Below are 24,577 nucleotides of genomic sequence, written 5' to 3'. Positions count from 1 at the left end.
TGGATCGAAACCTGTTGTGATGCCGGGCCCGTTGTGGGTCGTGACGGCCACCAGAGTCTGCGACCACCCTGTCATCGCCGGGGCTGCGGGACTTGTCGGTCATTACCCTGACTGTCACCCGGGGCAGGAGGAGGATTGGTGTGCGGATGCCGCAAAACCCCTGGGTACGGGCATGACTGTGGCGGATGCCGACACAGGGTGCCGGCATCCGCCACAGGTGCTGTTCAGCGGACGGCAGCCGTCCGTCGAGGCCGCGCGATCACCGAGGAACGGCCGACCATGCTCGCGATCTCGGCGCGCGACGAGACGTTGAGCTTGGTGAAGATCCTGCCGAGGTGGGTCTCCACCGTCTTGTGACTGACGTCGAGCTGACGGGCGATCTGCCGGTTCGTCCGGCCCTGGCTGACCAGACGTGCGATCTCGAACTCCCGCTGGCTGAGCATGTACTGCTCCGCCGGAGGCTCTGCCGTCGCCGCGGTGGCGGCGTGCAACTCGGCCCGCAGTTGCCGCACCCGTGGAGCGAGATCCCGCGCTCCGCAGCCGGTGACCGCCGCCTCCGCGGCATCGAGATGCTTCTCGGCCCCGGCGGGGGCGCCGAGGGCCAGCAGAGCCTGGGACGCCAGCAGGTGCCCTGTCCCGGCCTCCAGCACCCGCTCGTTCGCCGTGCCTGCGTCGATGGCCTCCAGGGCGTGGGCCAGGGCCTCGGCCGGGTCGTCGGCCACCCGGGCCCGAGCCGTCGCGACCGGCCCGGTCCCTCCCGGAAGTCCCAGCGTCTCGGCCGCGGCCTGGAGCCGGTCCACCCAGGTGCGGGCTTCGGCCCTGCGGCCCAGCGCGAGTTCCGACCGGCCCATCAGGTCGTAGGCGCGGGGGTGGTCCCACAACGGGAGTTCGGGCAGCGCGGGGCCGCCCCCGGCGTCGAGGACGGCTGCCAGGCAGCCGGCGGGGTCATCGTTCGCGAGCAGTGCAGCAGCCTGCGCCAGCCGGGCCTGGCGCCAAGTGGGGCTGTCCGGGGTGACCGCTTCGCACGCGGCACGGCTGTCGGCGAGGGAGTTCAGAACGGCCCCCTCCGCCAGTGCCGTCTGCGCGCGCAGGGTCAGTGCCATCGCGAGCAGGTCCTCGCAGCCGGGGCTCTGCGCCAGCCGTATCGCCTGCTCGGCATGGCTCTGGGCACCTTCGAGGTGCCGTTGCCGCAAGTGGACGGAGCCGAGCCCGACGAGCAGCGGAATCGTCGACTGCCACTGGCCGTAGGCCTTGCTGACGGCGAGGCCACGGCTGAAGTGCCGCGCCGCCTGTGTGCGGCGTTCGAGGTGGAGTTCGGCGAAGCCGAGGTGCCACACCGCGTCGAGTCCGTGGGCCAGTTGGTCGTCGGTCTGCCGGTCGATCAGCTGTGCCGCCTCGCTGGCACTGCGCCCGGCGGTCACCGAAGCACCCTTGGCGAGGGCGGCCATGGCATGGATGGCGAGTGCGAGCGACTGCAGCATCTGGTCGCCGCTGCCGACGGCTCCGAGCAGAGCGTCCTCGGACCACTCCCATCCCGTGTCCCAGACGGTGGTGGCCGCCAGGGCCAGCCGCAGCCGTGTGGCGCCCACCGTGGAGTCGCTGCGGGTCAGTGCCCGGTGCAGCATGGCGCGCGCCTCGGTGTACCGGCCGGCGTACTGGGCGAGGACGGCGCGGCACTCGACCGCCATGGCCGCGTCGGCGCTGACGTCCGCCTTGCCCTCGACCAGCCCGTCGCGCCGGACGAGCGCCTCCCAGCCGTCGCTGAGACGTCCGGTCAGCACGGCGCCGCGGGCCAGCGCGGTGAGCAGTTCGCGTCGCCGCTCACGGTGCTCGGAACCGTCGCCGGTGAGCCGCAACGCCGTGCGGTACCAGGCGGCGGCGGTGTCCGGGGCGCTCAGCTCGATGGCACGGGCCGCGGCGATGAGAGCCGCGCCCCGCTCCGGCCCTTCGCCGCCGACCCGTTCCACGTGCTCGGCGATGCGGACAGCCGGCTGGTTCCGGCTGCGCAGTGCGTCGATGGCTCGAGCGTGCGCACCGAGCCGCCAGCCGTCCGGCGCTGTGCGGTAGACGACGCCGCGGACGACGGGGTGGCGGAAGCCGAATCGGGCGGGCACCGGGGCCGCCTGGATCAGGTCCCGTGCCAGTAGTTCGTCGAGGGCGACCAGTACGGTCGGGTGGTCCAGTTCCGCGACCGCGGAGGCCACTTCGGGTTCGAAGGTCTCGCCCACGACCGCCGCCGACTGCGCCACGAGCCGGGTCGTGGCGGACAGCCGGTCCAGGTCCATCAGTATCGGGGCGGCGAGCTCGACGGGGATCTCCGCGTCGGTCCTGAGCAGGGACTCGCCCCGGCAGCCCGGACCCTGGCAGAGCGACATCAGGAGTTGCAGATAGCGCGGATTGCCGCCGCTCTCCTGATGCAGCGTCATCTGGTGGCGGCCGCAGAGGTGTTCCGGGAGGAGCTCCTCGACCGCTTCGCTGCTGAGCCCGGCCAGCGGGAGTTCCTCGATGTCCCATTGCGACTGCGCGGCACCGAGCGCGGCGAGCAGCCGGTTCGCGATTCCCCGGGGCCGGTACGCCAGCACGACGGTGAGATCTGATCGTGGCGGATGGCGGAGCAGTTGCTCCAGGGCGATGTTGATCTGATGCGTCGCATCGTGCAGGTCGTCGACCAGCAGCACCAGCCCGCCGGGCTCCGCGAGCCCGTGCAGCGGCGGGAGCGTGGTGAGGCCGTCGAATGGACCGTGCTGACGCTCGGCGGCGGTGCTGGCCACCACGGTGACGTCAGGAATCTCCGTCGCGAGGTCCAGGAATTCCGTCAGCAGCCGGGTCTTCCCTACACCTGCTTCCCCCGGAATCTTGATGAGTCCGGGGCGTCCTTGCCGATTGCGGAGAGCTTTCGCAAGAGTGCTCAATTCCCGCTGCCGTCCGGTGAAACATGTGCCGTTGATTGTGCCGGACAATGCCGATCCCCCGTTGCCAATGATTACTTCGGTTTCCCTCTTCTGGTCATGAGGTTGTCGAACCGCACACGGCGGTCATCCTTGGAACGAACAAGAAAACATGGGGCCCGAGCCGCGGCCCACTGCGGGGCCGCGACTCAATCCCCAGGCCATTCCTCCGGAAGGAAATGGCGATGCGAGGCCCTTACCGGTTTTCTACTCGGTCATCGCGTTGCGGAGGCTCAGCGGGCGCATGTCGGTCCACACCTCTTCGACGTGGGCCAGACACTCCTGCTTCGCGCCCGTCACGCCGACCTCCCGCCAGCCGTCCGGGAGTTCACGACCCACCGGCCAGATGGAGTACTGCTCCTCGTCGTTGACCACCACGGTATAGGTGATCTCGTTGCCCGTCTCTGTCACGACATCTCCCCGTTTTGGCGATTGATCCATCCGTGCAACGCAACAGTTCTGCAGCAGGCAAGCGGTTCACCTGTGCATACATCACGTTCTGGTCAGCACGTGGAGGCCACAGTAATGAAACCCCAAAGGATTCGCCATTACGTTCCCTGGAGAATACGCGTCGCTTTCCAGCCACGCATTGCTCGACGCGAAAGAGGACCGAGCGGAACACGAACCCGGGGGCACGCCACCCAGTCACCTCGCGCAACGTTCCCAAGAGCTGGTCAGGCCCCGCCGGTGACGCCGTCTTAGATCCTGAGATAGCGGGCACTCGTTGTCAACATCGAGGACGGAAGTACCAGTTCAGGCCAATCTCGCCGCCTGATCCCTGCTGTGACACAGGATCACTCATTGCGGGCTACGAGGACATCGGGGGCAGTTCGGCTCGTTCGGATTCGGCCAGGAGGATGCAGAACTCGTTGCCCTCCGGGTCGGCGAGCACGACCCACCCCCAGCCGTTGGGCTTTCGGTGGTCGTCGACCAGGGAGGCGCCCAGCGTCAGCAGCCGCTCGACCTCCGCGTCCCGCGAGGTGTCGGGACGCAGGCAGAGGTGGAGCCGGTTCTTGCCCGCCTTCGGCTCCGGTACCTCGTTGAAGTGCAGGGCCGGACCGCCCGGCAGCATGATCTCCGTCTCGTCGTCGCCCGGTTCGTCCTCGGGGTCGAGTGGATGTCCTGTCACCTCGCTCCAGAACCGGGCCAGTTGGTACGCATTTGCACAGTCGACCGTCATGTTCGTCACTGTTGAAGCCATGCGGGTGATCCTCTCCGAGCGATGGGGCGGACGCCACTGGAAGTGCCGAATCGCCGTGATGTCGCAGGCCGGTTCGCGGACTCAGCGGGAAAGCGGTCTGGGCGCGAGACCGCGGACCTCGTGCCCCGCATCCCGCAGGGCGGCACACGCCTCGTGCTGGAATGACCTCGGCACCAGCACCATGTCCGCGTGGTAGGTGGAGGCCACGAAGACCGGCACGGCCGCGCCGGCCAGGGGACTCACCACAGCGGCCAGCAGCCCCGGTACATCCAGGCCGTGTCCGGCGTCGGCGTCGTACAGGCCGATCCACCGCTCGGCCTCCGGAGTGGCCGGGCCCGCCTCCCTGATCACGGTGAGGCCCTCCGGCGCCTGCACCATGGCATGCCATGTCCCGTCCCCGGGCTCCCGGCGATCCGCGCGGTGTTCCAGAGCGAAGACCGGCTCGAGGATTCTCAGGCGGAGCGCGCCGACGGCACTCGGTGTGGCGTCCGCCCGTCCGCTGCCGCTCTGCGGGCAGGTGTCGAGGTCGAGCACAACGGCAGTCGTCTCCGGCGACGGCACGAATCCGAGCCGCTCATGGAGCATCGCGGCGGCGCCGGCGGCCGCGTGGCACCGGACCAGGTGCCGGCCGTGCGCCCGTACCGCGGCGAAGAACCTCTCATACAGCACGGTCGCCACGCCCCGGCGGCGCACTCGGGGGTCCACGGCGACCTGATGGACGTGTGCCGCGCGCCGGTCGCTCTGCGAGAGAGAGCCGACCAGGAACCCCGCGAGTCCTCCGTCGGTGTTCTCGGCCGCAAAGCCGGTCGCCAGGAAGTCCTCGAAGAGGAACCTCGACAGCGGTGCCTCTTCACGTGCGTCGTGCGGCCCCACGCGCCAGGCGTCGAGCGCGGAGAGCACCTGTGTGTAGTCCTCGGCACGGGCGGGGCGGATGGTCAGATCCGCGGGGAACTCTTTGGTCACCAGCCGAATATGCCGGTACGCGGTCCCGCTCCGACAGTCGGGAACTTCCCCAACGAAGGCGACCCGGTGGGGTGGGTCCGGCCCCACCGGGCACGCCGGCAGTCCGCACGGTTGCCCCCTCTCACATACGACTGCCCCTGACTTGGCCGGTAACGGCGCCCGATGGGCGGACCGGACGCCGCTGCCGCTCGCCTCAGGCCGGTGAGGGGACCGCCCGGCCAAGATGCCGGGCGAGGAACCGGACCGCGCTGTCCGCCTCGAACCTGGGCATTTCAAAGTGCTTGCCCGCGTTGGCGTGCGACGTCTTCTCCTGCGAGGCGAAGGCGTCGAACAGCGCGAGGCCGGCCTCACGCGGGATGCGCTCGTTGTCCCACTGAAGGGCGAACTCGATCGGGACGGTGATCTGCTTCGCCGCCCCGAACATGGCATCGGGCCAGTGCATGCCGAAGACCGCGGCCGTGATCCTGGGCTCGACCGCCACCAGCGGCATCCCGATCGCGGTGCCCAGGCCGATGCCGACGTAGCCCACCGGCCCATCGGCGCCGATCTCCGGAAGTTCCTGAAGGGCGTCCAGGGTCGCCTGCCACTCGGGCACGGCAAGCTCCGCCGGACGGGCGTCGTACGGGACGACGATCGGGCCTTCCGGCTCGCCCGCAGCCTGCGCCTTGCGCAGCGCGGCGATGTCCTGCTCGTCGTGCGCGGAGCGCGGCCGGTCGCCGTGGCCGGGCGCATCGATGACGGCGACATGGAAGCCGCAGCCGGTCACGAGAAGGTGGGCGCGACCCACCATCGCCGCATGCTTCTTGTGGGCGCCGCCGCCGTGGCCCATCAGGACCAGCGGTGCGCGATCGGCGCCGGAGGCCGGCGACCGGAGAACACCGGGGACGTCGCCCACGGTGAAGTCGCGCTCGACCATGCCGTTCGACGACGACTCGGCGGTGAACTGCAGAGAGGCCGTCTCGACGCCTCGATGCCGTGGGTACGGATGGCCCGCCGCCGCTGGTACGTCCGCGAAGCAACCAGCCCGCCGCAAGCCCGCCCACACGTTTTCCCGCCGCTGATCACGACTCTGGGTGAGGCACGGCGGGATCCAGCCGTCGGCGTGGATTCCCGGGCTGCGTGATCGCGGGGCTGGCAGCATGGTCCCGCGCGGCGCACCGGACCGGCGCCGCGGACGACGAAGGGGACGCCGAATGCGTGGTGGCAAGGTCGCGGTCGTGGGCGGGAGCATCGCGGGCTGCGCGGCGGCGCTCGCGCTGGGGCGGGGAGGGACCGAGACGATCACGGTGTACGAGCGCGCGTCGGGTCGCCTGGCCGACCGTGGGGTCGGACTCGCCGTACACAACACCCGCTACGCGGAACTGGAGGCGGCCGGCCATCTCGACGCCTCGATGCCGTGGGTGCGGATGGCCCGCCGCCGCTGGTACGTCCGCGACGACGTGGCGGCGAACGGCCCGCTGGGCCGCGTGATCGCCGTGATGCCCTTCCCGTTCCGCACCTACACCTGGGGACCGCTCTGGCACGAGCTGCGCCGCCGGGTGCCCGGGACGGCGGACTTCCGGCCCGGCTCGGCCGTCGAGGCGGTCGAGGTGACACCGGACGGCGCCGAGGTGCACGCGAACGGGCGCACCGAGCGATACGACGTGGTGATCGGCGCCGACGGCTACCGCTCCACGGTGCGTGCGGCCGTGTACGCCGACGTCCGCCCCGGGTACGCCGGTTACCTCGCCTGGCGCGGCGCCTACCCGTCGGCCCGGCTGCGCGAGCCGGAGCTGTGGGCCGAGGACGAGTGCGCGTACGTCGTCTTCGAGGGCGGCCATCTCATCGTGTACCGGATCCCGGACGGGACGGACGGCGGCCACCGGGTCAACTGGGTCCTGTACACGGCCCCGCCGCCGGGCCTGGACCAGGGCCTGGAGACGCCCACGAGCCTGCCTCCGGGCACGGCGGGCGACGGACTGCGCGCCCATCTGGCGTACGTCGCCGCCGATTTGCTGCCTCCCTACTGGGGCGACCTGGTACGGGAGACGACCCACGACGAGCTGTTCCTGCAGCCCATGTACGACTTCACGGCGCCCCGCTACACGGTGGGCCGTGCGCTGCTCATGGGCGACGCGGCCGCGGTGGCACGACCGCACACCGGCGCGGGTGCCGTCAAGGCGCTGCAGGACGCCACGGTCCTGGAGTCGGCCCTGACGTCGACGACCACCTGGCCCGAGGCCCTGGCCGCGTACGACGCCGAACGCACGCCCTCCGGCCGGGTCATGGTCGACCTGGGGCGACGGCTCGGTCGGGCCCTGGTCCAGGAGACCCCGAGCTGGCGGACGCTCGACCAGACGGGCCTGGAGACCTGGTGGAAGCAGGCGGACGGGACGGGGGCGTTCGGGGGGCGGGAGCTGAAGGGCTAGGAGGTGTCCCGCGCCTCCGGCATGACCCTGCCGGACAGACCCTAGCCCCTGTCAGCCAGCGGGTTCGGCAGCGGCAAGTAGCGGGCGTCCGCGCCGTCCGCTCCCGTCCAGCGCAGCAGCAGGTTGGTCTTGCCGGGCAGGGTCGGTGAGGTGAGCAGGGCGGGGATCTCGGGCAGGTCGTGGCGGGCGAGTTCGCGGCGGGCGGCGGGCCAGGGGTCGAGGCCGGGGTGGTGTTCGGCGAGGGCGGCGGCGATCTCGCTGAGGTGGTTGACCACCAGGCAGTAGACGAGCCGCTCCCAGCCGGCGGCCCGGGGCACGTCCGGCAGGACCTTGGCGCCCTCGGCATCCCGGAACAGCGCCTGCACGGGCATGCCCGCCTCGTCCACGGCGACCAGGGTGTTCTGCAGGTGCGCCTCGATCACGACCCCGTGGGCGTCGAACGCCGTGAGGGCGGGCGGGACCACCTGCCGCAGGTACGCCTCCCACCAGGCGTCCGGGTCGGCCGTGGCGGCCAGGGGGCTGGCCTCGAAGCCCTCCGCGAGCCCTGCCGCGAGCAGGGGCGTTGCGCCCGGCAGGAGGTGGCCGCGCAATCCGTCGCGCACGAGCACCGCCAGCTCCTCGAAGGCGAAGGCGGCAGTGCGGTAGCCACGGTCGCTCAGCCAGGCCGCGGGCGGGCCCATGGCGGCGAAGGCGGCGGTGGCGGCCGCGTCGGTGCGGCGCAGTTTCAGCAGGTCATGACGCCACAGCCGACGGATGTCGTTGGTGATCCGCACGTCCAGGCTGAACTTCAGGAACAGGTCGCGCCGGGGCTCGTACACCGTACGGATCGCCGCCGTCGGGCAGGCCTCGAAGGCGGTGGTGCCGAGCCGGACCAGGCGGCCGTCGGCGAAGGCCGGGGCGAGATCGCGGCCGACGAGGTCGAGCTGCCAGGGGTGGGCGGGCAGCAGCCGGTAGCCGGGCGGGGCCGTGCCGAGGACGTCCAGGGCGCGGGTGTCCCCTTCCTCGGCCACCTGGTCCTCGAGGACGCCGAGCAGCACCAGCGGGAACCGCGCGTGGGCCTCGGGGGCGTACGGCAGCCAGGTCGCGACCGGGCCGCCACCGCGCGCCTTCGGAGCCGGGTGGTAGGGGTGGCCGGTGATCAGGGACTGCTCGGAGCGCAGATACGGGTCCTCGGGCACCGTCGCCCCGGCCCGGGCGGTGAGCAGGGCGGCGACCGCGTCCCGGCTGTCGATCATCTCGGTGGGCAGGTCACCGTTGGACAGCCCCGTGTGCCGACGCAGCTCCTCGGCGACCAGTTTGACCAGCTCGGAGTGGCCGAGCCGGTGCCAGTCCCCCGCGGCCTGCACCTCGGGGTCCGCGGGCCGCCGCCCGGGCCGCACCCGCAGCAGCCGACCGGTCCCGGGCAGCCGGAAGACCGGCCGTGACCCGGAGGCCGGGTACGGCTCGGTGACCTCTCGCAGCAGGCAGTTGAGCAGGGGGGCGGCCGCGTAGGCGTCGGCGCGGTGTCCGACGGTGTCGGCGGGGGGGTTGAGGTCCACGCGATCCATTCGTTCTTCGTCCTGGGCCCGAGCGATCAGTATGAAAGGCTTCCCTGACCATCCTGCCCTGAGCTGTCCTTACCCGAGGAGCCTCCAGCCGGCCGATGCCGGGGCGGGTTATCCGCGCTCGGTGCTCTCCTCCAGCTGAATCCACTGAACGTTCATGTTTCTGCAGGCGAGTTCGGCACGCAGCTCCGTTTCCGAATCCGTGGTGCCGGTGGCCAGGACTGAGTAGCGCTTGGTCCCGGCGCCGCGCGCGAGGAAAGCGGTGGCGTCGGGAATTCGCCCCTGTGCGGGCGGGAGTGGGCGGGGCCCACGGGCATGCCGGTGACCGAATCGCCCCCGGGGGCAGGCGTTCGAAGGTCGCTTGTGCCGGCGTACCGGCGGCTGCGCCGGACACCTGGACGGCTGGTGTCCGTGAGGCTGTTCCTTCGTCCGGGGTCCAAGAGATCAGCATGAATGCCATCCCTGACAATCGTGCTCCGAGCTGCCCGTACCCGAGGAGGAGCCCCCGTGTACCTCTCCCCCACCGCCGAGGCCGACGTCGCCGAGGAGCTGGCCGTCGTCCGGCCCGGCCTGCTGGCCCGGTACAGGGCCGAGCTGCCGGGTGCCCGTGCGGCGGTGCTGACGCGGCTGTGGCGGGGGCTCGCCCATGAGCCGCTGCCGTGGGTCACCGGGCGGGTCCGGGGGGCGCACAGCCTCGCTCTGCGGCTGGCCGACGGGCGGACCCTGCACGGCCCGCACGCGGACCCGTACGCGACCGGCGAGTACGTCACCGCCGTCCGCCTGGACCGGGAGCGGTACGACGATCCGGCGCGACTGATGAGCGATCTCGCGGTGCCGCACGCCGCGGGCTTCGCGGTGGAACTAGGGCACAGCGTGGCCTCGTTGGCGCTGTCCCGGGCCGGTGCGGATCGTCCGGAGGAGTGGCCCGAGCGGGACTGGGAGTGGGAGCAGCGGGTGGTGGACGGGCATCCGTTCCATCCCAACTGCCGTTCCCGGCCGGGTTTCTCGGTGGCGGACCAGCTGGCGTACGGTCCGGAGCACCGGCCGGTGGTCGGTCTCGGCACGGTCGCCGTACCGGCCGCCGAGTGCCTGGTGTCCGGGGACTGGCCGGAGGAACTGCGGGACGGGGAGCACCTGTTGCTTCCGGTGCACCCCTGGCAGGCGGCCCATGTGCTGAAGCGGTCGTACGACCCCTGGCGTCCCGCGCATCCGCTGATGTCCCTGCGCACGCTCGCGCTGCCCGGCGGCCCGCATGTGAAGACCGCGTTGAGCGCCCGGCTGACCTCCTCGGTGCGGGACATCTCCACGTACTCCGTCGGGGCGTCCGCTGCCCTGTCGGCCTTCGCCACGGACCTGGCCGCGCGCACGGACGGGCTGTTGCACGTGACCCGCACCCTGGGCGCGGCGACGGCCCACTCGCCCGATCTGGCCGCGCTGCTGCGGGAGTCGCCGGAGCTGTACGCAGGCCCCGGCGAGCGGGTGCTGCCGGTGGCGGCGCTGCCCACCACCGCCCTTCCGGACTCCCCGGCCTGGCTGGCCGAGTTCGCCCGCCTGGCCCTGACGGTCGGTCTGCGGCTGCTGGACCTGGGGGTGGCGCTGGAAGCCCACGGGCAGAATCTGCTGGTGGTCCTCGCTGCGGACAACTCGCCGCTCCGCCTCGTCTACCGCGACCTCGCCGACATCCGTATCAGCCCGGCCCGTCTGACCGGTCACGGCATCGCCGCGCCGCCGCTGACCGGCCGGCTGATCACGGACGACGTGACGACCCTGCGCCGCAAGCTGTTCGGGTCGCTGGTGGCGGGCGCGCTCGCCGGCACGGCGGGTTCGGGGTCCGCCCTGGGCGCGGCCCTGGCGGCCGCCCTCCCGGACCTGCCTCGGACCCCCGACCTGGCGGCCCTGCGTGAAGGTCCGTTGCCCACGAAGGCGTTGACGCTGATGCGGCTGTCCCCGGACGCCCCGGGCGACCAGTGGACCTCGCTGCCGAACCCGCTCGTTTTGGAGCCCGGCGCCTCTGATCAATAGGATCCGCCGATGATCAGAAGACAACGGCTGGCGGCAGGCGTCTGCGCTCTGCTCGCCGCCCTGACGGCCGGGCTCGCGGTCCCGTCCACGGCTGTGGCCGACGAGACGGAACAGGCCGCTCCGAAGGTCGAACTCGTACTGGACGTCAGCGGTTCCATGCGGACGCGGGACATAGACGGCGGCTCCCGGATGGCCGCCGCGAAGCAGGCGTTCAACGAGGTGCTCGACGCGACGCCCAAGGAGGTCCAGCTCGGCATCCGCACGCTGGGCGCGAACTACCGCGGCAACGACCGCATAACGGGCTGCAAGGACACCGAGCAGCTCTACCCGGTCGGCCCGCTGAACCGGACCGATGCGAAGACCGCGGTGGCCACGCTGGCACCGACCGGGTGGACGCCGATCGGCCCCGCGCTGCAGAAGGCGGCCGCCGACCTCAACGGCGGTGACGGCACCCGCCGTATCGTCCTGATCAGCGACGGCGAGGACACCTGCCAGCCGCTGGACCCGTGCGAGGTGGCCCGTGAGATCGCCGCCAAGGGCATCGGGCTGACCATCGACACCCTGGGTCTGGTGCCGGACGCCAAGACCCGCGACCAGCTCAGCTGCATCGCGGACGCGACCGGCGGCACGTACACCGATGTGCGGCACAAGGAAGAACTCAGCGACCGGGTCGGGCAGTTGGTCGACCGGGCCGCCGATCCGGTGGTGACGCCGGTGGCGACCGAGGGCGCGAACGAGTGCGCGAAGGCGCCGTCGCTCAAGTCCGGGCTGTACACCGACCGTACGGAGTTCGGTCAGCAGCGCTGGTACAAGGTGGACGTCAACCCCGGCCAGGAGCTGCGCGCCTCGGTGAGCGTGGCGGACGACCGGGCCGTCAATCCGAACTACGGGGTGCTGCTGCGGGCGGTGACCGTACACGACCGGGAGATCGTGCGCGGTGAGGCTGCGGGCACCGGCCGTACGGACGTGATCTCGACCGGTCTGCGCTACCCGAAGCCGGAGAGCGACGACGACACCGCCACCGCCGAGACCGTGTGTCTCCAGGTCACCGACTCCTTCTCGGCCGCAGCGGGGGTCAAGACCTCCCCGGGTCTGCCGCTGGAGCTGACCGTCGACGTCGTGGACGGTCCGAGCAAGGCGAGCGACGTGGCCTCCTTCGGCCTCGGGCGCGGCTGGTGGCTGCTCGGCGCGCTGGTACTGGCCGGCTTCCTCGCCGGTCTGCTGTGGGGCTGGCTGTCGCGCTGGCGGGTCGCGGTCTGGAGGACGAACTGATGCGTATCACGCGAGTACTGGGCGCCGCGCTGCTGGCGCTCGGACTGGCCGCCGGTCCGGCGGCCGCCGACTCCTCCCCGTCGCCGAGCGCCACGGACGACGGCAAGGCGCCCACCCAGGCGGGCACGTCGTTCCGTACGGCGACCGAGATCGAGCAGGGGCAGCAGGCCACCGCGTCCGCTTCCACCGGCGACTACATGTACTGGTCGTTCCCCGCGGACGCCGGACAGCGCCCGACCGTCAAGGCGACCGTGAAGCTGCCCGAGACGCACGGGGCGCAGACCTGGCAGATCGACGTGTACGACGGTCTGCGGCGCCGCCAGTCCTGCCAGTACGGTGCGGCGACCCGTACCGCCGCGCAGGGGACGTCCTCGGTCGAGCTGGCCTGTGTGCTGCGCACCGTGCGCGCCTGGTCGGAGACTTGGGCCAACGATCCGCTGCCGGGCACGTACTACGTCCGGCTCACCGTGGTGAACCTCGCGGCCTCCGGCCTGGGGCAGCCGGTGAGCGCCGAGGTGCGCGTCGACTCCAAGGACATCGGCGGCGCGGCGGCCGTGGACGGCTCGCTGGCCGAGCCGCTCGTGCCGGGTGTGGCCGTCAAGTCCCAGGCGAAGGAGGACGACTCGAAGGCAGCCGTGCTGTCGAGCCTCGAACCCGACGACGGCTGGTCCTCCGGCTGGTGGTCCGACCGCTGGGTGTGGACCGCGGTGGGCGGACTGCTCGCCGCACTCGCGGGCATCGGCGGATACACGCTCACCCGCGGCGCGGGACGACCGTCCCGGGTGCCGCCGAGCGTCTGAGGTGACGCAGCTGAAGGCCCGCCCGTCGGCGGGCCTTCAGCTTTCCCAACCGCTCGCCCGAATCGACCGGTTGAAGAGTCACGGTCGGTGGCGGCGACACGACCTACGCGCTTCCGCCACCCGGCCCGCTCCCACCCGGCCCCGCCATCGCGCGGCGCCCGACCGGCACGCAGCGGGCCGCCGGAGCACCGGCGGGCCTCCGGAGCGCAGCAGGCTTCCGCCCCCGGCCCACCGTCGCGCGGCGCCCAGCCGGAACGCAGCGGGCCGCCGGACCACGGCGAACTGCCGGAGCACGGCGCCCCCCGGAGCGCAGCAGGCTGCCCGCCCCGGCGACCGACGACCAGCGCGCCCGGCCCGAGCCGGCAACCCCGCCTCACGCCTCCCGCAACACCTTGGCGAGCGTGCCCTCGCCGGTCACCGTGACCCGCCCCGCCCGCACGGCCTCCAGCAGCCTCAACTCCCCACCGGCGACCGCCGCCCAGGCCTCGATGTCCAGCTGAAACCGCGCCCGCCACCCGGCCCACCGTCGCGCGGCGCCCAGCCGGAACACGGCGGCCCTCCCGAGCTCAACGGGCTGCCCGCCCCGGCGGCCGCCGACCAGCGCGCCCGGCCCGAGCCGGCAACCCCGCCTCACGCCTCCCGCAACGCCTTGGCGAGCGTGCCCTCGCCGGTCACCGTGACCCGCCCGGCCCGCACGGCCTCCAGCAGCCTCAACTCCCCACCGGCGACCGCCGCGCAGGTCTCGGCGTCCAGCTGGAGTCGCGCGTCCGCCTCGCGGGGCGCGGGTCCGTCGCCGTACACCGGTCCCTCCTCGGCGCCGACGCGCAGATGGAAGTCCCCCTCCTCCAGCCGGACTTCGACGAGCCCCTCTCCTTCAAGGGCCCGCAGCAGGGGCAGCGCGAACCAGTGGGCGCGCACCGCGTCCGTCGGCCGTCGCTCGCCGAGATCGGCCTGTCCCCACTCCCCCAGAGCCTGGATCACGGGCAGCAACTCACGTCCTCTCGGGGTGAGTTCGTACACGTACGCCGGACCCGGCGGCGGCAGGCGCCGTCGGCTGGTGAGCCCGTCGCGTTCCATGTCCTTCAGCCGTGAGGCGAGTACGTCCGTGCTCACGCCCGGCAGGTCCGCGTGCAGGTCCGTGTAGCGGCGGGGGCCGGCGAACAGTTCCCGGACGATCAGCAGGGTCCAGCGGTCGCCCACGAGGTCGAGCGCGCGGGCTGCGGAGCAGTACTGGTCGTAGCTTCGGCGAGGAGACATGCGGCGAGTCTAGACGGGTTGTTGGACTTTCCAAGCTCCTACTTGGTAAAACCAAGCAACACGAGTTTCCGGAGGGGCGCATGGAGTTCCGGCAGTCGAACAAGCTCAGCGAGGTCTGTTACGAGATCCGCGGCCCGGTGATAGAGCACGCCAACGCGCTGGAGGAGGCGGGCCACAGCGTGCTGCGCCTGAACACCGGCAACCCCGCGGCGTTCGGGTTCGAGGCGCCGGAGGAGATCCTCCAGGACATGATCCGGATGCTGCCCCAGGCGCACGGCTACACCGACTCGCGCGGCATCCTCTCGGCCCGCCGGGCGGTCGCCCAGCGCTACCAGACCCTGGGCCTGGAGGTCGGCGTCGACGACGTGTTCCTCGGCAACGGCGTCTCGGAACTGGTGTCCATGGCCGTACAGGCGCTGGTCGAGGACGGCGACGAGATCCTCATCCCCGCGCCGGACTTCCCGCTCTGGACGGCGGTGACGACCCTGGCCGGCGGCAAGGCGGTCCACTACCTGTGCGACGAGCAGGCCGACTGGAACCCGGACCTGGCCGACATGGCGTCGAAGATCACCGACCGCACCAAGGCCGTGGTCATCATCAACCCGAACAACCCGACGGGCGCGGTGTACCCGAAGGAGGTCGTCGAGGGCATCCTCGACCTGGCCCGCCGGCACGGCCTGATGGTCTTCGCCGACGAGATCTACGACCAGATCCTCTACGACGACGCCGTCCACCACTCGGCCGCGGCCCTCGCCCCCGACCTGGTCGTCCTCACCTTCTGCGGCCTGTCGAAGACGTACCGGGTGGCGGGCTTCCGCTCCGGCTGGCTGGTGGTGACGGGCCCCAGGCAGCACGCGAAGAACTACCTGGAGGGCCTGACCATGCTGGCCTCCATGCGTCTGTGCGCCAACGCGCCCGCCCAGTACGCGATCCAGGCCGCACTCGGCGGCCGCCAGTCCATCGGCGAACTCGCCGCTCCGGGCGGCCGATTGTACGAGCAGCGGAACGTGGCCTGGGAGAAGCTCAACGAGATCCCGGGCGTGTCCTGCGTGAAGCCGAAGGGCGCGCTGTACGCGTTTCCGCGCCTGGACCCGAAGGTCCACAAGATCCACGACGACGAGAAGTTCGTCCTGGACCTGCTGCTGCGGGAGAAGATCCAGGTGGTCCAGGGCACCGGCTTCAACTGGCCGAGCCCCGATCACTTCCGCATCCTGACCCTGCCCCACGCGGAGGACCTGGAGGCGGCGATCGGGCGGATCGGACGGTTCCTGGGCGGCTACCGACAGTGACGACGCGCGGTCCCGTGCCGGGCGCACACTGGAAGCAGAAGGTACGGGGCATGATCCAACCCTGGAGGTGAGCCATGAGCACCCTGGAAGAACACGTAGATGTCGGGGTGACGATCGACAGGGCCTGGGACAGCCTCCACCAGGTGGAGGACTACTCACGCTTCGTGGCCGGCGTGCGCGACGCCCATACGGAGGGAGGAGGCCGTACGCATCTGAACGTCGAGGCGGGCGGCGGGACCCGGGAGCTCGACGCCGAGCTCTCCGACCGTAAGGGGGAACGCGTGATGGAGTGGCGCACCACGGGCTCCCCGGAGCTGAGAGGAACCTTCTCCCTGCAGCCGATCGACCGGGGCCACACCCGGGTCCAGGCCAGGCTGGAGTACGACCCCGACACCGTCCGGGCCACGTTCGGCGGGCCGAAGGGCTTCGCCCAGGCGACCGCGATCGAACGGCTCGTCCGCAGCGATCTGGAGCAGTTCAAGGAGTACGCGGAACAGAGACGGTGAGCGGAGGCAGTCCCAGGGCCACTGCCCCCTGTCGGTGATCACCGACAGGGGGCTTTGCGCTGACGGGGGCTTCGCACCGCTGAGGGCTTCGCACTGCCCGGGGCTTCGCACTGACGTATGGGAAGATCACCTGGTTCCCGTCGTCATCCGGCGGCGGCACGACCGGGGGGATCCACCGGAGTTCGCGGCGAAGCCGTCCGCCTGCGTGCGCCTGACCAGCGTCGCAGCGGCGACCACTCGTCCCCCTGGTCCGGCTTTCGTGAACCAGGGGGAACCTACTTGTTGTCGTACCGAAGAGGCAGGACGGTTGTCAGCGTCCTGTCCGCGGCGATACTCGCACTCGCGGCTCCGGCCGCCGCAGAGGCCGCATCGCCTTCACCGTCTCCGACCCCGCCGTCTCCGGCCTCACCGTCTCCGGCCTCGCCCGTGAAGGCGGACACAGGAAAGGAAGCCCAGGAGGCCGCGCGGTTCTGGACCGCGCGGCGCATGGCGGGCGCCCGGCCGCTGGACGAGGTCCGGTCGGCGCCGTCCGCGTCCGGCAGGCCCGGTGCGGCGGCGGCAGCCCGGCCCACGGGCACCCCGTTCGGCGGGACCCGGCTCGTGGGAACGTTCTTCGGCTCCGACGGGCCGAGCGGCACCGCCTGGCACTGCACCGGCAGTGTGATCGCCGCCGCTTCGAAGAACATCGTGCTCACCGCGGCCCACTGCGGGCTGAACATGAAGAGCGACTACATCTTCGTCCCGAAGTTCGTCAAGGGAGCGAGCCCCGACCGGCAGCCCTACGGCATCTTCCACATCCAGCACATCTTCATCGACCCGCGCTACGTCCCCGACCACGGCTCGACGACCACCAAGAAGCCCTGGTCCGACCTGGACACCGCGTTCGCCCGCGTCTCGGCGAACCAGCAGGGCAAGCAGCTCCAGGACGCCGTCGGCGGCGGGCTGACCTTCACCCGGCCGACCGGCTACACGCACCGGGGCGTCACGGTGGTCGGGTACCCGTCGCACGCGCACAATGGTGCCGGACGCGCCCTCAAGTGCACCGTGCCGACGAAGCAACTCCCCGGGTACCGGCAGCTGTCCATGACCTGCGGCGGCTACTACGGCGGTGTCTCCGGCAGTCCCTGGATCACCGACTACAAGGACGACGCCACCAGCGGTCACGTCATCGGCAACCTCGGTGGCTACAACGGCGGCGGCAACGACGCGAACGTCGACTACATCAGCTACGCCCCGGCGTTCGGCGCCGACGCCGCCAACCTCCTCGCCTACGCGGTCGCGGGACAGGACCCGCCGTCCGACCTGCCCCCGTACAAGGGCATCGAGGCCAAGCTCCCGGGCGGAGCGCGGCAGTGGCAGCACGCCAGGCTGACGACCTCCGGTGACTACACGGGCGATCGGCGCAGTGACCTGGTCGTGGTCTGGTCGGACGGCGAGACCACGCTCTATCCCGGTGACGGCAAGGGCGGGTTCCGGGCCGAAAAGCGGCTGCAGCCGGCCAACTCCACCTGGACGCACGCCCGGACGATCACCGGTGGGGACTTCGCCGGCAGCGATCTGTCCGACCTGCTGGTGCGCTGGTCCGACGGGGAGGTCACTCTCTACCCGAACGTCAGCGCCGCGGGCCTGGGCCGGGAGGTCCGGATGGCGAAGCCCGGCTCGGTCTGGAAGAACGCCGCCCAGATCTCGGCCGGGCGGTTCCACCGCGGCACGCGTGCCAATGACCTGCTGGTCCGCTGGACCGACGGCGAAGTGACCCTCTACACCTCCGTCGGCACCGGCGGCTTCGGCACCGAGAAGCGCCTGCTGGCGCCGAACGGCACCTGGAAGAACGCCACGCTGCTCACCAGCGGGAACTTCAGCGGCAAGGCCACCTGGGACGTCCTCGTACGCTGGGCCGACGGCGAACTCGACACCTATGTGGGCACCTCGGCCGCGGGACTGGGCACCGAGTCGCGCCTGCGCGACCCGAACGCCCTGTGGAAGCACGACCTGGTCATGACGGCGGGCGACTACACCGCCAACCGCACCAGTGACGACGTGATCGTCCGCTGGTCCGACGGCGAGACGACCCTGTACGCCGACACCGGCGCCAAGGCTCTCGGCACCGAGAACACGCTGGTCTACCCCGGCACATGACCACCCACCCACCCGAAGGTTCAGGGGGAACCATGCGAGCCACGACTCGTCTGACCGGCGGCCTGGCCGTCCTCATGGCCGGACTGGCCCTGACGGCCTGCGGCACGACCACCACCGAAGCGGACGACAACACAAAGCTGAGCAACTGCCGGACCGCGTCCCTGAAGTGGTCGCTGGTCCTGCTCGGCAAGGAGAAGGGCGGCAGCCGGGGCGACGCGCGGCTCACCGCCGTCAACAAGGGCCCGGACACCTGTGTGTTCGACGGCTACCCGGGCATCGAGATCCACTACGGGAAGGCGGAGAGCATCGACGGCGCCGGGCACGGGCACCCCGCCTCCTTCCCGCTGGCCGCGAAGGCGACGGTCACCGTCGACGTGCACTACACGCCCCGCGGCGCGAAGGGGGCCGGCGACTGGTGCGTGCGGCAGGGCGATGCGGTGGTCTGGGCCCCGCGCGACTCCGACCGCACCGTCGTCCCGGTCCTGGACCGGCATCGGAAGTCCACGGTGATCGACGCCTGCGGCGAGACCATGTCCATGGCGCCACCGCACCACGCGCCGACGGGGAACTGAGCGCGGCGGCCCGTCTGGCCCAGTCCGTCCTGCGGGTCGCCGTGGGGGTGTGACACGGTGCTGGGAAGCGAGCGGGAAGGGCGTTGACGTGGGTGACCTCTTTCTCGTCCGGCACGGTGAGACCGAGTGGTCGCGGTCCGGACGGCACACCGGCTGGACCGACCTGCCCCTCACCGAGCACGGGCGGGAGGAGGCGCGCCGACTGGCGCCGCTGATCCGCTCGCAGCGCATCGGCGCCGCCTTCGTCAGCCCCCTGCAGCGGGCCCGGGAGACCGCCGAACTGATCGGCATCCACGACGCCCGGGTCGACGCCGACCTGCACGAATGGGACTACGGCGGGTACGAGGGCATCACCACCGTCGAGATCCGGCGCACCCGGCCCGACTGGTTCCTGTTCACGGACGGCGTCGCGCCGGGCCCGCCCGAGCACCCCGGGGAGAGCCCGGAGCAGGTCGGGGAGCGCGCCGACCGGATGCTGGGCAAGGTGGACGCCGCGCTCGCCGACACCGACGGGGCCGTCGTCCTGGTCGCCCACGGCCACTTCCTGCGCGTCCTCACCGCCCGCCGCCTCGGCCTGCGCCCCCAGCACGGGGCCCTCTTCCAACTGGCGACGGCCGCACTGTGCCGCCTCGGCACGGAACACGGGCGCCCGGTGGTGGCGGGCTGGAACGTACGATCCCACGACTGATCCACCCGGCGAACCTGGCCCGGCCCCACCCGTCACCGATCCCCCTCACGCGCACGAACCCGCCCCGCAGCCTCCGGCAGCCCCAGCCCGTTGTCAGACCCCGGTCGTACGCTTCGAACGGGCTGCTCACCTGGCGGTTCCAGGACGCCGACGCAGCGGAGGGAGGACGCCGTGAGCCGAGTGCCGACCGCTGCGCAGCGGCGGGTGATCGAGGGTGCCGACGCGGTCACCGGGCGGCTGCGCGGGACGGAGGCGCAGCTGGCGGCGCTGGTGAAGCGGGGGCTCGCCTTCCGGCACCCGCGTCCGCCGCACGATCACTTCCTCACCCCCGCGGGCCACCGGATACGCGAGGCGGTGCCCGAGGCCGCCCCGGAGGAGCCCCTACCGTCCGACGGTGTCTTCGCGGCGCGCGTCGGCGGTGAGGAGGAGGCGCCCGCGTCCGGTGCGGCCCGGCTGCGGGAGGTGCACAGCGCCTGGCAGGGGCTGCTGGAGCTGCGCCGGATGACCGACCCGGGCGGTGCGACGGACCGCCCCTGCGGCTGGGAGCGGACGCATCTGGTGCGGGCCGCCGCGCTCGCCCTGGAGGCGGCGGGGCACCGGCCGGCGGGGCCGGACGGCGAGGGCTACCGGGTGCGGGCGACTCCGCAGCCGGAGGCGGTCGCCGTGTACGCGCCGGACGAGGAGATGCTGCGGGCGTGTGCGGCCACGCTGGAGCGGGCGGGCTGGCAGGCCGGCGAGTACACCGAGCCACGTACGCGGGTGCGCTATCTGCTGGCCTCCCCGCGCCGGGTGTGAGCCGCGTGCCAAGATCGGTCGACCGGAGAATTCGAACGCGAGAGGGGCAAGTCAGTGGCCGAACCGTTTTCCGTCCGTGTGACCGTCCGCGGCTATGAGACCGATGTGCAGGGGCACCTCAACCAGGCGGTGTACATCAACTATGCGGAGCACGCCCGCTGGTCGTTGCTCCAGGCCGCCGGGATCACCCAGGCCGGGCTCGTCGGCCGGGGCGTCGGTCCGGTGGCCCTGGAGACCACGATCCGCTACAAACGCGAGCTGCTGGCCGGTGACGAGGTGGACGTGACCTGCGAGTTCGAGTGGAGCGGCGGAAAGACCTTCCGGATCCGGCAGGAGATCCGCAAGACCGACGGCACGGTGGCGGCCGAGATCATCGCGACGGGAGGCCTGCTGAACCTCAAGGAGCGCAGGCTGATTGCCGACCCCGACACGGTGTTCAAGGAGCTGGCCGCGGACCTGAGCCTCTTCGGTCTCTAGCCGCCCCGGCCTACGCGTCGAGCAACTCGGGCTGGTGCTCGGCGTCGTAGGCGGCGCGCGCCTCGGCGATGTACACCCTGTTGCGCTCGGCCCAGTCGGTCAGCCGTTGCAGCGTCTCGTGCAACTCGAGGGCGACCGGGGTGAGTTCGTACTCCACCTTCGGCGGCACCGTCGGATGCACGGTACGGGTCACCAGGCCGTCGCGCTCCAGGTTGCGCAGGGTCAGTGTGAGCATGCGTCGGCTGATGCCCTCGATGCCGCGCTCCAACTCCGTGAAACGGATGGGCCCCTGGGCGGCGGCGACGAGGATCTGCACGCTCCACTTGCCGGCCACCCTGTCAAGAACTTCGCGGACGGGGCACGCCTGCGCGTTCACTGCCTGGACGGTAACACCGGTGTTCCTCTGGGACATCGGACTGCCTCCTTACGCCGGCCTCCATGGTCACCCACGATGTACCCCGTTACAAGTCGTGCACCAAGGTGCGCATGAGGAACGGGGAGCCATGTCAGCCGCGATCGAGAACAGCCCGTCACCGGCAACGGTGGCACCGTCACGAACCTACTCCCGCTGGACGTCCCTCGCAGTTCTGTGCGCGGGCACGCTGATGACGATCCTGGACGGCAACATCGTCACCGTGGCGATGCCGGCCATCCAGAGCGACCTGGGTTTCAGCGGTCCGAGCCTCGCCTGGGTCGTCAACGCGTACCTGATCGCCTTCGGCGGGCTGCTTCTGCTGGTGGGCCGATTGGGTGACCTGGTGGGCCGCAAGCGGATGTTCACCTCGGGGCTCGCCGTGTTCACGGCGGCCTCGGTGCTGTGCGGGACGGCGACCGGGCAGGGCGTGCTGATCGCGGCCCGGGCGCTGCAGGGCGTCGGCGGGGCGATGGCCTCGGCCGTGGTTCTCGGCATGCTGGTCGCCCTCTTCCCGGAGCCGCGGGAACAGGGTCGCGCGATCGCGGTGTTCAGCGCGGTCGGCGCGGCGGGCGGGGCGCTCGGCACCTTCCTCGGCGGCGCCCTCACCCAGGCCCTGAACTGGCACTGGATCTTCCTGATCAACCTGCCGATCGGCGCGGCCGCCTGGCTGGCGGCGGTGCGCGTCCTCACCCCCGAGCGCGGCGCAGGACTCGGCAGGGGTGCCGACTATCCGGGGGCCGGGCTGGTCACGGGCGCACTGATGCTGACGGTGTACGTCATCGTCGGCGCCGGAACCCGCTCCCTGACGGCCACCCTGGTCCTGGTGGCCCTGGCGCTCGCCCTGTTCACGGCGTTCACCGTGCGCCAGGCCCGGGCGGCCCGCCCCCTCCTGCGCCTGCGCCTGTTCCGCTCCCGTCTGCTGACCGGTGCGAACGCGGTCCAGGTGCTGATGATCGGCTCGATGTACGGCTTCCAGTTCATCGGCGCGCTGTATCTGCAACGTGTCCTCGGCTATGGCGAGTTGGCGACCGGGACCGCCTTCCTTCCGGCTCCGGTCGCCATCGGTCTGCTGATGCTGGGGCTGTCGGCACGTACCGTGGCCCGTTTCGGCGGCCACCGGGTGCTGCTGGCCGGGCTGGTGCTGATCACCGCCGGGATGGCCCTGCTGGGCCGCGCCCCCACCGACGGCTCGTACCCCGTCGACGTACTGCCGCCCCTGCTGTTGCTGTCCGCCGGGTTCGCGGCGGCGATGCCCGCGCTGACCGGTCTGGCGATGTCCGGGGCCCGGGACGAGGACGCGGGACTGGCGTCCGGACTGTTCAACACCACGCAGATGGTGGGCGGTTCGCTGGGCCTGGCGGCCCTGACCACGCTGGCCGCGAGCCGCACCGACACCCTGCTCGACCAGGGCGCGGACCTGATCCCGGCCACGGCGGAGGGATACCGGCTGGCGTTCCGCGTGGCCACGGGATTCGCGGTGGTGGCGCTGGCCCTGGCGGCAGCGGTGCTGCGCCCGAGCGCCGACTCCCCTGTCACCCCTCGCTGAACGCCCCCTTGTGGTCCTGTGCCCACTCCCGGTACGTCCTGGCCGGCCTGCCCAGTATCCGCGGCGCATCCTCGGTGACGATCGCGTTGCCCCCGCCGCGGACGAAGGCGGTGCCGGTCAGGACGCCGTCCGCCTGCGCCTCGTCGAAACCCCAGGCGGTGAGCAGATGTTCGCGTGTCTCCTCCGGCGAGAGGTCCCGGGTGGCGACCGGGCGGCCGAGGACGGAGGCGAGGACGACTGCCTGGCCGGGGACGCTGATCGCCTCTGGCCCGGTCAGCGTGTAGGTCCGCCCCGCGTGCCGGTCCTCGACCAGCGCCCGCACCACGGCCTCGGCCACGTCCCGCGGGTCGATCACACCCGACTCCCCGTCACCGGTCATGTTCGGTACCGGTTCGCCCCGCCCGACCGCCTCCACCCAGCTGAGCGTGTTGGACGCGAACGACGAGGGCCGCAGGACCGTCCACTCGGTCCCGCTCTCCCGCACCGCCCGCTCCCCCGCCACGTGCCACCGACCGGCCGGGCCGACCTCGGGATCGCCGGTTCCGATGGCGGAGAGTTTCACCAGCCTGCGCACCCCTGCCGCCCGTGCCGCCGCGACCAGCGCCGGGTCGTGCCCCTCCTCCGGACCCGGGGGACGGAGGAGGAACGCGGCCGTCACCCCCGCCGTCGCACCGTCCAGGGAGCCGGGGTCGAGGTAGTCCCCGCGTACCACCTCGACCCCGGCGGGCACCCGGGCCTTCGCCGGGTCGCGGGTCAGGGCGCGCACCTTCTCGCCGCGCGCCGCGAGCTGTCGTACCACGTCACTTCCGATGGTGCCCGTGGCACCCGTCACCAGAATCATGAGGTCCACGGTGAGCCGAACGGGGTGTCCGTCTCTTGGAAATTCCGGCACGGTCGGCCCGCCCGCGAGGCGGTGCGCCGCCCGTACGGTGGAGGGGTGCCGAACGCCACCGCCGAGCAGGCCCTGACCACGCCCGAGGCCCTGCGCCCCTGGATCACGGGGGTGCGGACCGTGTCCGTCACCGACCCACCCGCCGAGGCCTTCGTCCACCTTCCCGACGCGGACACCAAGGTGGTGCTCCGCGTGGGTCCGGACGGGCACCGCGACGTCCTGGCCGTCGGACCGCGGGTGCGCGCCGGGTACTACGAGGGCAAGGACCATGTCTCCTGTGTGGAGCTGCGCCTCGCACCGGGCACGGCCCTTCCCCTGCTGGGTGTGCCGGCGGCCGAGCTGGCCGGCCGGGTCGTACCGCTGGACAGGCTGCCGGGCCGGGCGGCACACCGCCTCGCGCGCGAGGTGAGGTGGCTGGAGCCGCGGGAGGCGGTGCCGCACCTCGCCGAGGCGCTGCCCGAGCTGCTGTCCGCCGGAACGGACCCCGCCCGGACGGCCCTCCTGCGGGCGGGGGTCGACGCACTGTCGGTCCGGACGGACCGGGCTCCCGCGCAGGTCCGCGACGTGGCCCGCGAACTGGCCGTCAGCGAACGTCAGTTGCGCAACCTGTTCACCGAAGGGGTCGGCGTCTCCCCCAAGCACTACACCCGCATCGACCGCGTCCGCACGGTCATCGACCGCGCCACGACCGCCCCCTGGTCCGAACTCGCCGCCACCACCGGCTACTACGACCAGTCCCACATGACATCCGACTTCCGCGCTCTGATGGGCGTCCCACCGCGCTCGTACTTCACCGGCCGCCTGCCCGCGACGTCTCCGTGCCGGGCGGGGCTCCACGGCTGA

Annotated in this window: 23 protein-coding genes and 1 pseudogene; 13 read left to right on the top strand and 11 right to left on the bottom strand. The window is 71.9% G+C overall.

Translation table 11 applies throughout. From position 1 onward, the window contains the following. Nucleotides 1-224 precede the first annotated feature (224 nt). From ACIRVH_RS02030 to ACIRVH_RS02005, 6 genes and pseudogenes are all read right to left on the bottom strand, one after another. Nucleotides 225-2,771 carry a LuxR C-terminal-related transcriptional regulator gene (locus tag ACIRVH_RS02030; protein ID WP_403947799.1) on the bottom strand — a complete coding sequence of 849 codons (2,547 nt, stop codon included), beginning with the start codon at nt 2,769-2,771 and terminating at the stop codon, nt 225-227. A gap of 18 nt (nt 2,772-2,789) precedes the next feature. Further along, a pseudogene (locus ACIRVH_RS02025) lies at nt 2,790-2,960 on the bottom strand (AAA family ATPase); the annotation flags it as partial. A 195-nt stretch (nt 2,961-3,155) separates the two neighbouring features. Then, nucleotides 3,156-3,359, bottom strand: coding sequence for an MbtH family protein (locus ACIRVH_RS02020; RefSeq protein ID WP_403947352.1), 204 nt, complete (start codon nt 3,357-3,359; stop codon nt 3,156-3,158). Between the two features lie 397 nt (nt 3,360-3,756). Beyond that, nucleotides 3,757-4,149 carry a VOC family protein gene (locus ACIRVH_RS02015; protein WP_403947351.1) on the bottom strand — a complete coding sequence of 131 codons (393 nt, stop codon included), beginning with the start codon at nt 4,147-4,149 and terminating at the stop codon, nt 3,757-3,759. An 81-nt stretch (nt 4,150-4,230) separates the two neighbouring features. Further along, entirely contained in the window at nt 4,231-5,112 is an 882-nt protein-coding gene (locus ACIRVH_RS02010) for a GNAT family N-acetyltransferase (RefSeq protein WP_403947350.1), read from the bottom strand. Nucleotides 5,113-5,305: 193 nt separating this feature from the next. Then, a complete protein-coding gene (locus ACIRVH_RS02005) occupies nt 5,306-6,028 on the bottom strand; it encodes an alpha/beta hydrolase (RefSeq protein WP_403947349.1) in 723 nt (240 codons plus the stop codon). A 277-nt stretch (nt 6,029-6,305) separates the two neighbouring features. Here ACIRVH_RS02005 and ACIRVH_RS02000 point away from each other — a divergent pair, with 277 nt between their 5' ends. Continuing rightward, nucleotides 6,306-7,520 (top strand): FAD-dependent monooxygenase, encoded by a 1,215-nt coding sequence (locus tag ACIRVH_RS02000; RefSeq protein ID WP_403947348.1) that lies wholly within the window; start codon nt 6,306-6,308, stop codon nt 7,518-7,520. A 41-nt stretch (nt 7,521-7,561) separates the two neighbouring features. On the opposite strand, the gene ACIRVH_RS01995 is transcribed toward ACIRVH_RS02000, so the two are convergent. After that, the gene (locus tag ACIRVH_RS01995; RefSeq protein WP_403947347.1) at nt 7,562-9,067 is read right to left on the bottom strand and encodes an IucA/IucC family protein; all 1,506 of its coding nucleotides are present in this window, start codon (nt 9,065-9,067) and stop codon (nt 7,562-7,564) included. A gap of 504 nt (nt 9,068-9,571) precedes the next feature. Here ACIRVH_RS01995 and ACIRVH_RS01990 point away from each other — a divergent pair. From ACIRVH_RS01990 to ACIRVH_RS01980, 3 genes are read left to right on the top strand one after another with little or no spacing between them, the layout of a single operon-like run. Continuing rightward, entirely contained in the window at nt 9,572-11,086 is a 1,515-nt protein-coding gene (locus tag ACIRVH_RS01990; RefSeq protein WP_403947346.1) for an IucA/IucC family protein, read from the top strand. A 9-nt stretch (nt 11,087-11,095) separates the two neighbouring features. Further along, nucleotides 11,096-12,358: a VWA domain-containing protein gene (locus ACIRVH_RS01985; protein ID WP_403947345.1), complete on the top strand. Its 1,263-nt coding sequence runs from the start codon at nt 11,096-11,098 to the stop codon at nt 12,356-12,358. Beyond that, complete coding sequence (locus ACIRVH_RS01980) at nt 12,358-13,158, top strand: hypothetical protein (RefSeq protein WP_403947344.1); 801 nt, start codon at nt 12,358-12,360, stop codon at nt 13,156-13,158. Before ACIRVH_RS01985 ends, ACIRVH_RS01980 begins: the two co-directional genes overlap by 1 nt. 373 nt (nt 13,159-13,531) lie before the next feature. On the opposite strand, the gene ACIRVH_RS01975 is transcribed toward ACIRVH_RS01980, so the two are convergent. Both ACIRVH_RS01975 and ACIRVH_RS01970 read right to left on the bottom strand, forming a co-directional pair. After that, the gene (locus tag ACIRVH_RS01975) at nt 13,532-13,792 is read right to left on the bottom strand and encodes a hypothetical protein (protein ID WP_403947343.1); all 261 of its coding nucleotides are present in this window, start codon (nt 13,790-13,792) and stop codon (nt 13,532-13,534) included. Next, nucleotides 13,789-14,415, bottom strand: a complete 627-nt coding sequence (locus ACIRVH_RS01970) for a winged helix-turn-helix transcriptional regulator (protein ID WP_403947342.1) — start codon at nt 14,413-14,415, stop codon at nt 13,789-13,791. The genes ACIRVH_RS01975 and ACIRVH_RS01970 overlap by 4 nt, the downstream gene beginning before the upstream one ends. An 80-nt stretch (nt 14,416-14,495) precedes the next feature. Between ACIRVH_RS01970 and ACIRVH_RS01965 the strand changes: the two genes are divergently transcribed. The 7 genes from ACIRVH_RS01965 (at nt 14,496) to ACIRVH_RS01935 (ending at nt 20,881) form a co-directional block, all read left to right on the top strand. Beyond that, entirely contained in the window at nt 14,496-15,704 is a 1,209-nt protein-coding gene (locus tag ACIRVH_RS01965) for a pyridoxal phosphate-dependent aminotransferase (protein ID WP_403947341.1), read from the top strand. A gap of 74 nt (nt 15,705-15,778) precedes the next feature. Next, nucleotides 15,779-16,210 (top strand): SRPBCC family protein, encoded by a 432-nt coding sequence (locus tag ACIRVH_RS01960; protein ID WP_403947340.1) that lies wholly within the window; start codon nt 15,779-15,781, stop codon nt 16,208-16,210. A 426-nt stretch (nt 16,211-16,636) separates the two neighbouring features. Then, on the top strand, nt 16,637-18,349 hold the full coding sequence (locus tag ACIRVH_RS01955; protein ID WP_403947339.1) for a trypsin-like serine peptidase: 1,713 nt from the start codon (nt 16,637-16,639) through the stop codon (nt 18,347-18,349). Nucleotides 18,350-18,381: 32 nt separating this feature from the next. Then, complete coding sequence (locus ACIRVH_RS01950; RefSeq protein ID WP_403947338.1) at nt 18,382-18,921, top strand: DUF4232 domain-containing protein; 540 nt, start codon at nt 18,382-18,384, stop codon at nt 18,919-18,921. An 88-nt stretch (nt 18,922-19,009) separates the two neighbouring features. Beyond that, nucleotides 19,010-19,609 (top strand): histidine phosphatase family protein, encoded by a 600-nt coding sequence (locus tag ACIRVH_RS01945; protein WP_403947337.1) that lies wholly within the window; start codon nt 19,010-19,012, stop codon nt 19,607-19,609. A 171-nt stretch (nt 19,610-19,780) separates the two neighbouring features. Further along, on the top strand, nt 19,781-20,404 hold the full coding sequence (locus ACIRVH_RS01940; protein WP_403947336.1) for a hypothetical protein: 624 nt from the start codon (nt 19,781-19,783) through the stop codon (nt 20,402-20,404). A 54-nt stretch (nt 20,405-20,458) separates the two neighbouring features. Beyond that, nucleotides 20,459-20,881, top strand: coding sequence for an acyl-CoA thioesterase (locus ACIRVH_RS01935; protein WP_403947335.1), 423 nt, complete (start codon nt 20,459-20,461; stop codon nt 20,879-20,881). Nucleotides 20,882-20,891: 10 nt separating this feature from the next. On the opposite strand, the gene ACIRVH_RS01930 is transcribed toward ACIRVH_RS01935, so the two are convergent. Then, complete coding sequence (locus ACIRVH_RS01930) at nt 20,892-21,293, bottom strand: winged helix-turn-helix transcriptional regulator (RefSeq protein WP_403947334.1); 402 nt, start codon at nt 21,291-21,293, stop codon at nt 20,892-20,894. Between the two features lie 91 nt (nt 21,294-21,384). Between ACIRVH_RS01930 and ACIRVH_RS01925 the strand changes: the two genes are divergently transcribed. Beyond that, nucleotides 21,385-22,842, top strand: coding sequence for an MFS transporter (locus ACIRVH_RS01925; protein WP_403947333.1), 1,458 nt, complete (start codon nt 21,385-21,387; stop codon nt 22,840-22,842). Here the strand turns inward: ACIRVH_RS01925 and ACIRVH_RS01920 are convergent. Then, nucleotides 22,829-23,683, bottom strand: a complete 855-nt coding sequence (locus ACIRVH_RS01920) for an NAD(P)H-binding protein (RefSeq protein ID WP_403947332.1) — start codon at nt 23,681-23,683, stop codon at nt 22,829-22,831. The two genes, ACIRVH_RS01925 and ACIRVH_RS01920, sit on opposite strands and share 14 nt — an antisense overlap. Before the next feature lie 96 nt (nt 23,684-23,779). Here ACIRVH_RS01920 and ACIRVH_RS01915 point away from each other — a divergent pair, with 96 nt between their 5' ends. Continuing rightward, complete coding sequence (locus tag ACIRVH_RS01915; protein ID WP_403947331.1) at nt 23,780-24,577, top strand: helix-turn-helix domain-containing protein; 798 nt, start codon at nt 23,780-23,782, stop codon at nt 24,575-24,577.

The sequence above is a fragment of the Streptomyces sp. NPDC101165 genome (genome assembly GCF_044768135.1).
Classification (GTDB): Bacteria; Actinomycetota; Actinomycetes; order Streptomycetales; family Streptomycetaceae; genus Streptomyces.
The sequence above is the reverse complement of the archived record's forward strand: the minus strand, read 5'-3'. Positions and strand labels throughout refer to the sequence as shown.

Coding starts and splice junctions, on each gene's coding strand:
- ACIRVH_RS02015 (WP_403947351.1), bottom strand. CDS start 4,149: ATGGCTTCAACAGTGACGAACATGACGGTCGACTGTGCAAATGCGTAC.
- ACIRVH_RS02005 (WP_403947349.1), bottom strand. CDS start 6,028: ATGGTCGAGCGCGACTTCACCGTGGGCGACGTCCCCGGTGTTCTCCGG.
- ACIRVH_RS02000 (WP_403947348.1), top strand. CDS start 6,306: ATGCGTGGTGGCAAGGTCGCGGTCGTGGGCGGGAGCATCGCGGGCTGC.
- ACIRVH_RS01995 (WP_403947347.1), bottom strand. CDS start 9,067: ATGGATCGCGTGGACCTCAACCCCCCCGCCGACACCGTCGGACACCGC.
- ACIRVH_RS01985 (WP_403947345.1), top strand. CDS start 11,096: ATGATCAGAAGACAACGGCTGGCGGCAGGCGTCTGCGCTCTGCTCGCC.
- ACIRVH_RS01980 (WP_403947344.1), top strand. CDS start 12,358: ATGCGTATCACGCGAGTACTGGGCGCCGCGCTGCTGGCGCTCGGACTG.
- ACIRVH_RS01970 (WP_403947342.1), bottom strand. CDS start 14,415: ATGTCTCCTCGCCGAAGCTACGACCAGTACTGCTCCGCAGCCCGCGCG.
- ACIRVH_RS01965 (WP_403947341.1), top strand. CDS start 14,496: ATGGAGTTCCGGCAGTCGAACAAGCTCAGCGAGGTCTGTTACGAGATC.
- ACIRVH_RS01960 (WP_403947340.1), top strand. CDS start 15,779: ATGAGCACCCTGGAAGAACACGTAGATGTCGGGGTGACGATCGACAGG.
- ACIRVH_RS01950 (WP_403947338.1), top strand. CDS start 18,382: ATGCGAGCCACGACTCGTCTGACCGGCGGCCTGGCCGTCCTCATGGCC.
- ACIRVH_RS01930 (WP_403947334.1), bottom strand. CDS start 21,293: ATGTCCCAGAGGAACACCGGTGTTACCGTCCAGGCAGTGAACGCGCAG.
- ACIRVH_RS01925 (WP_403947333.1), top strand. CDS start 21,385: ATGTCAGCCGCGATCGAGAACAGCCCGTCACCGGCAACGGTGGCACCG.
- ACIRVH_RS01920 (WP_403947332.1), bottom strand. CDS start 23,683: ATGATTCTGGTGACGGGTGCCACGGGCACCATCGGAAGTGACGTGGTA.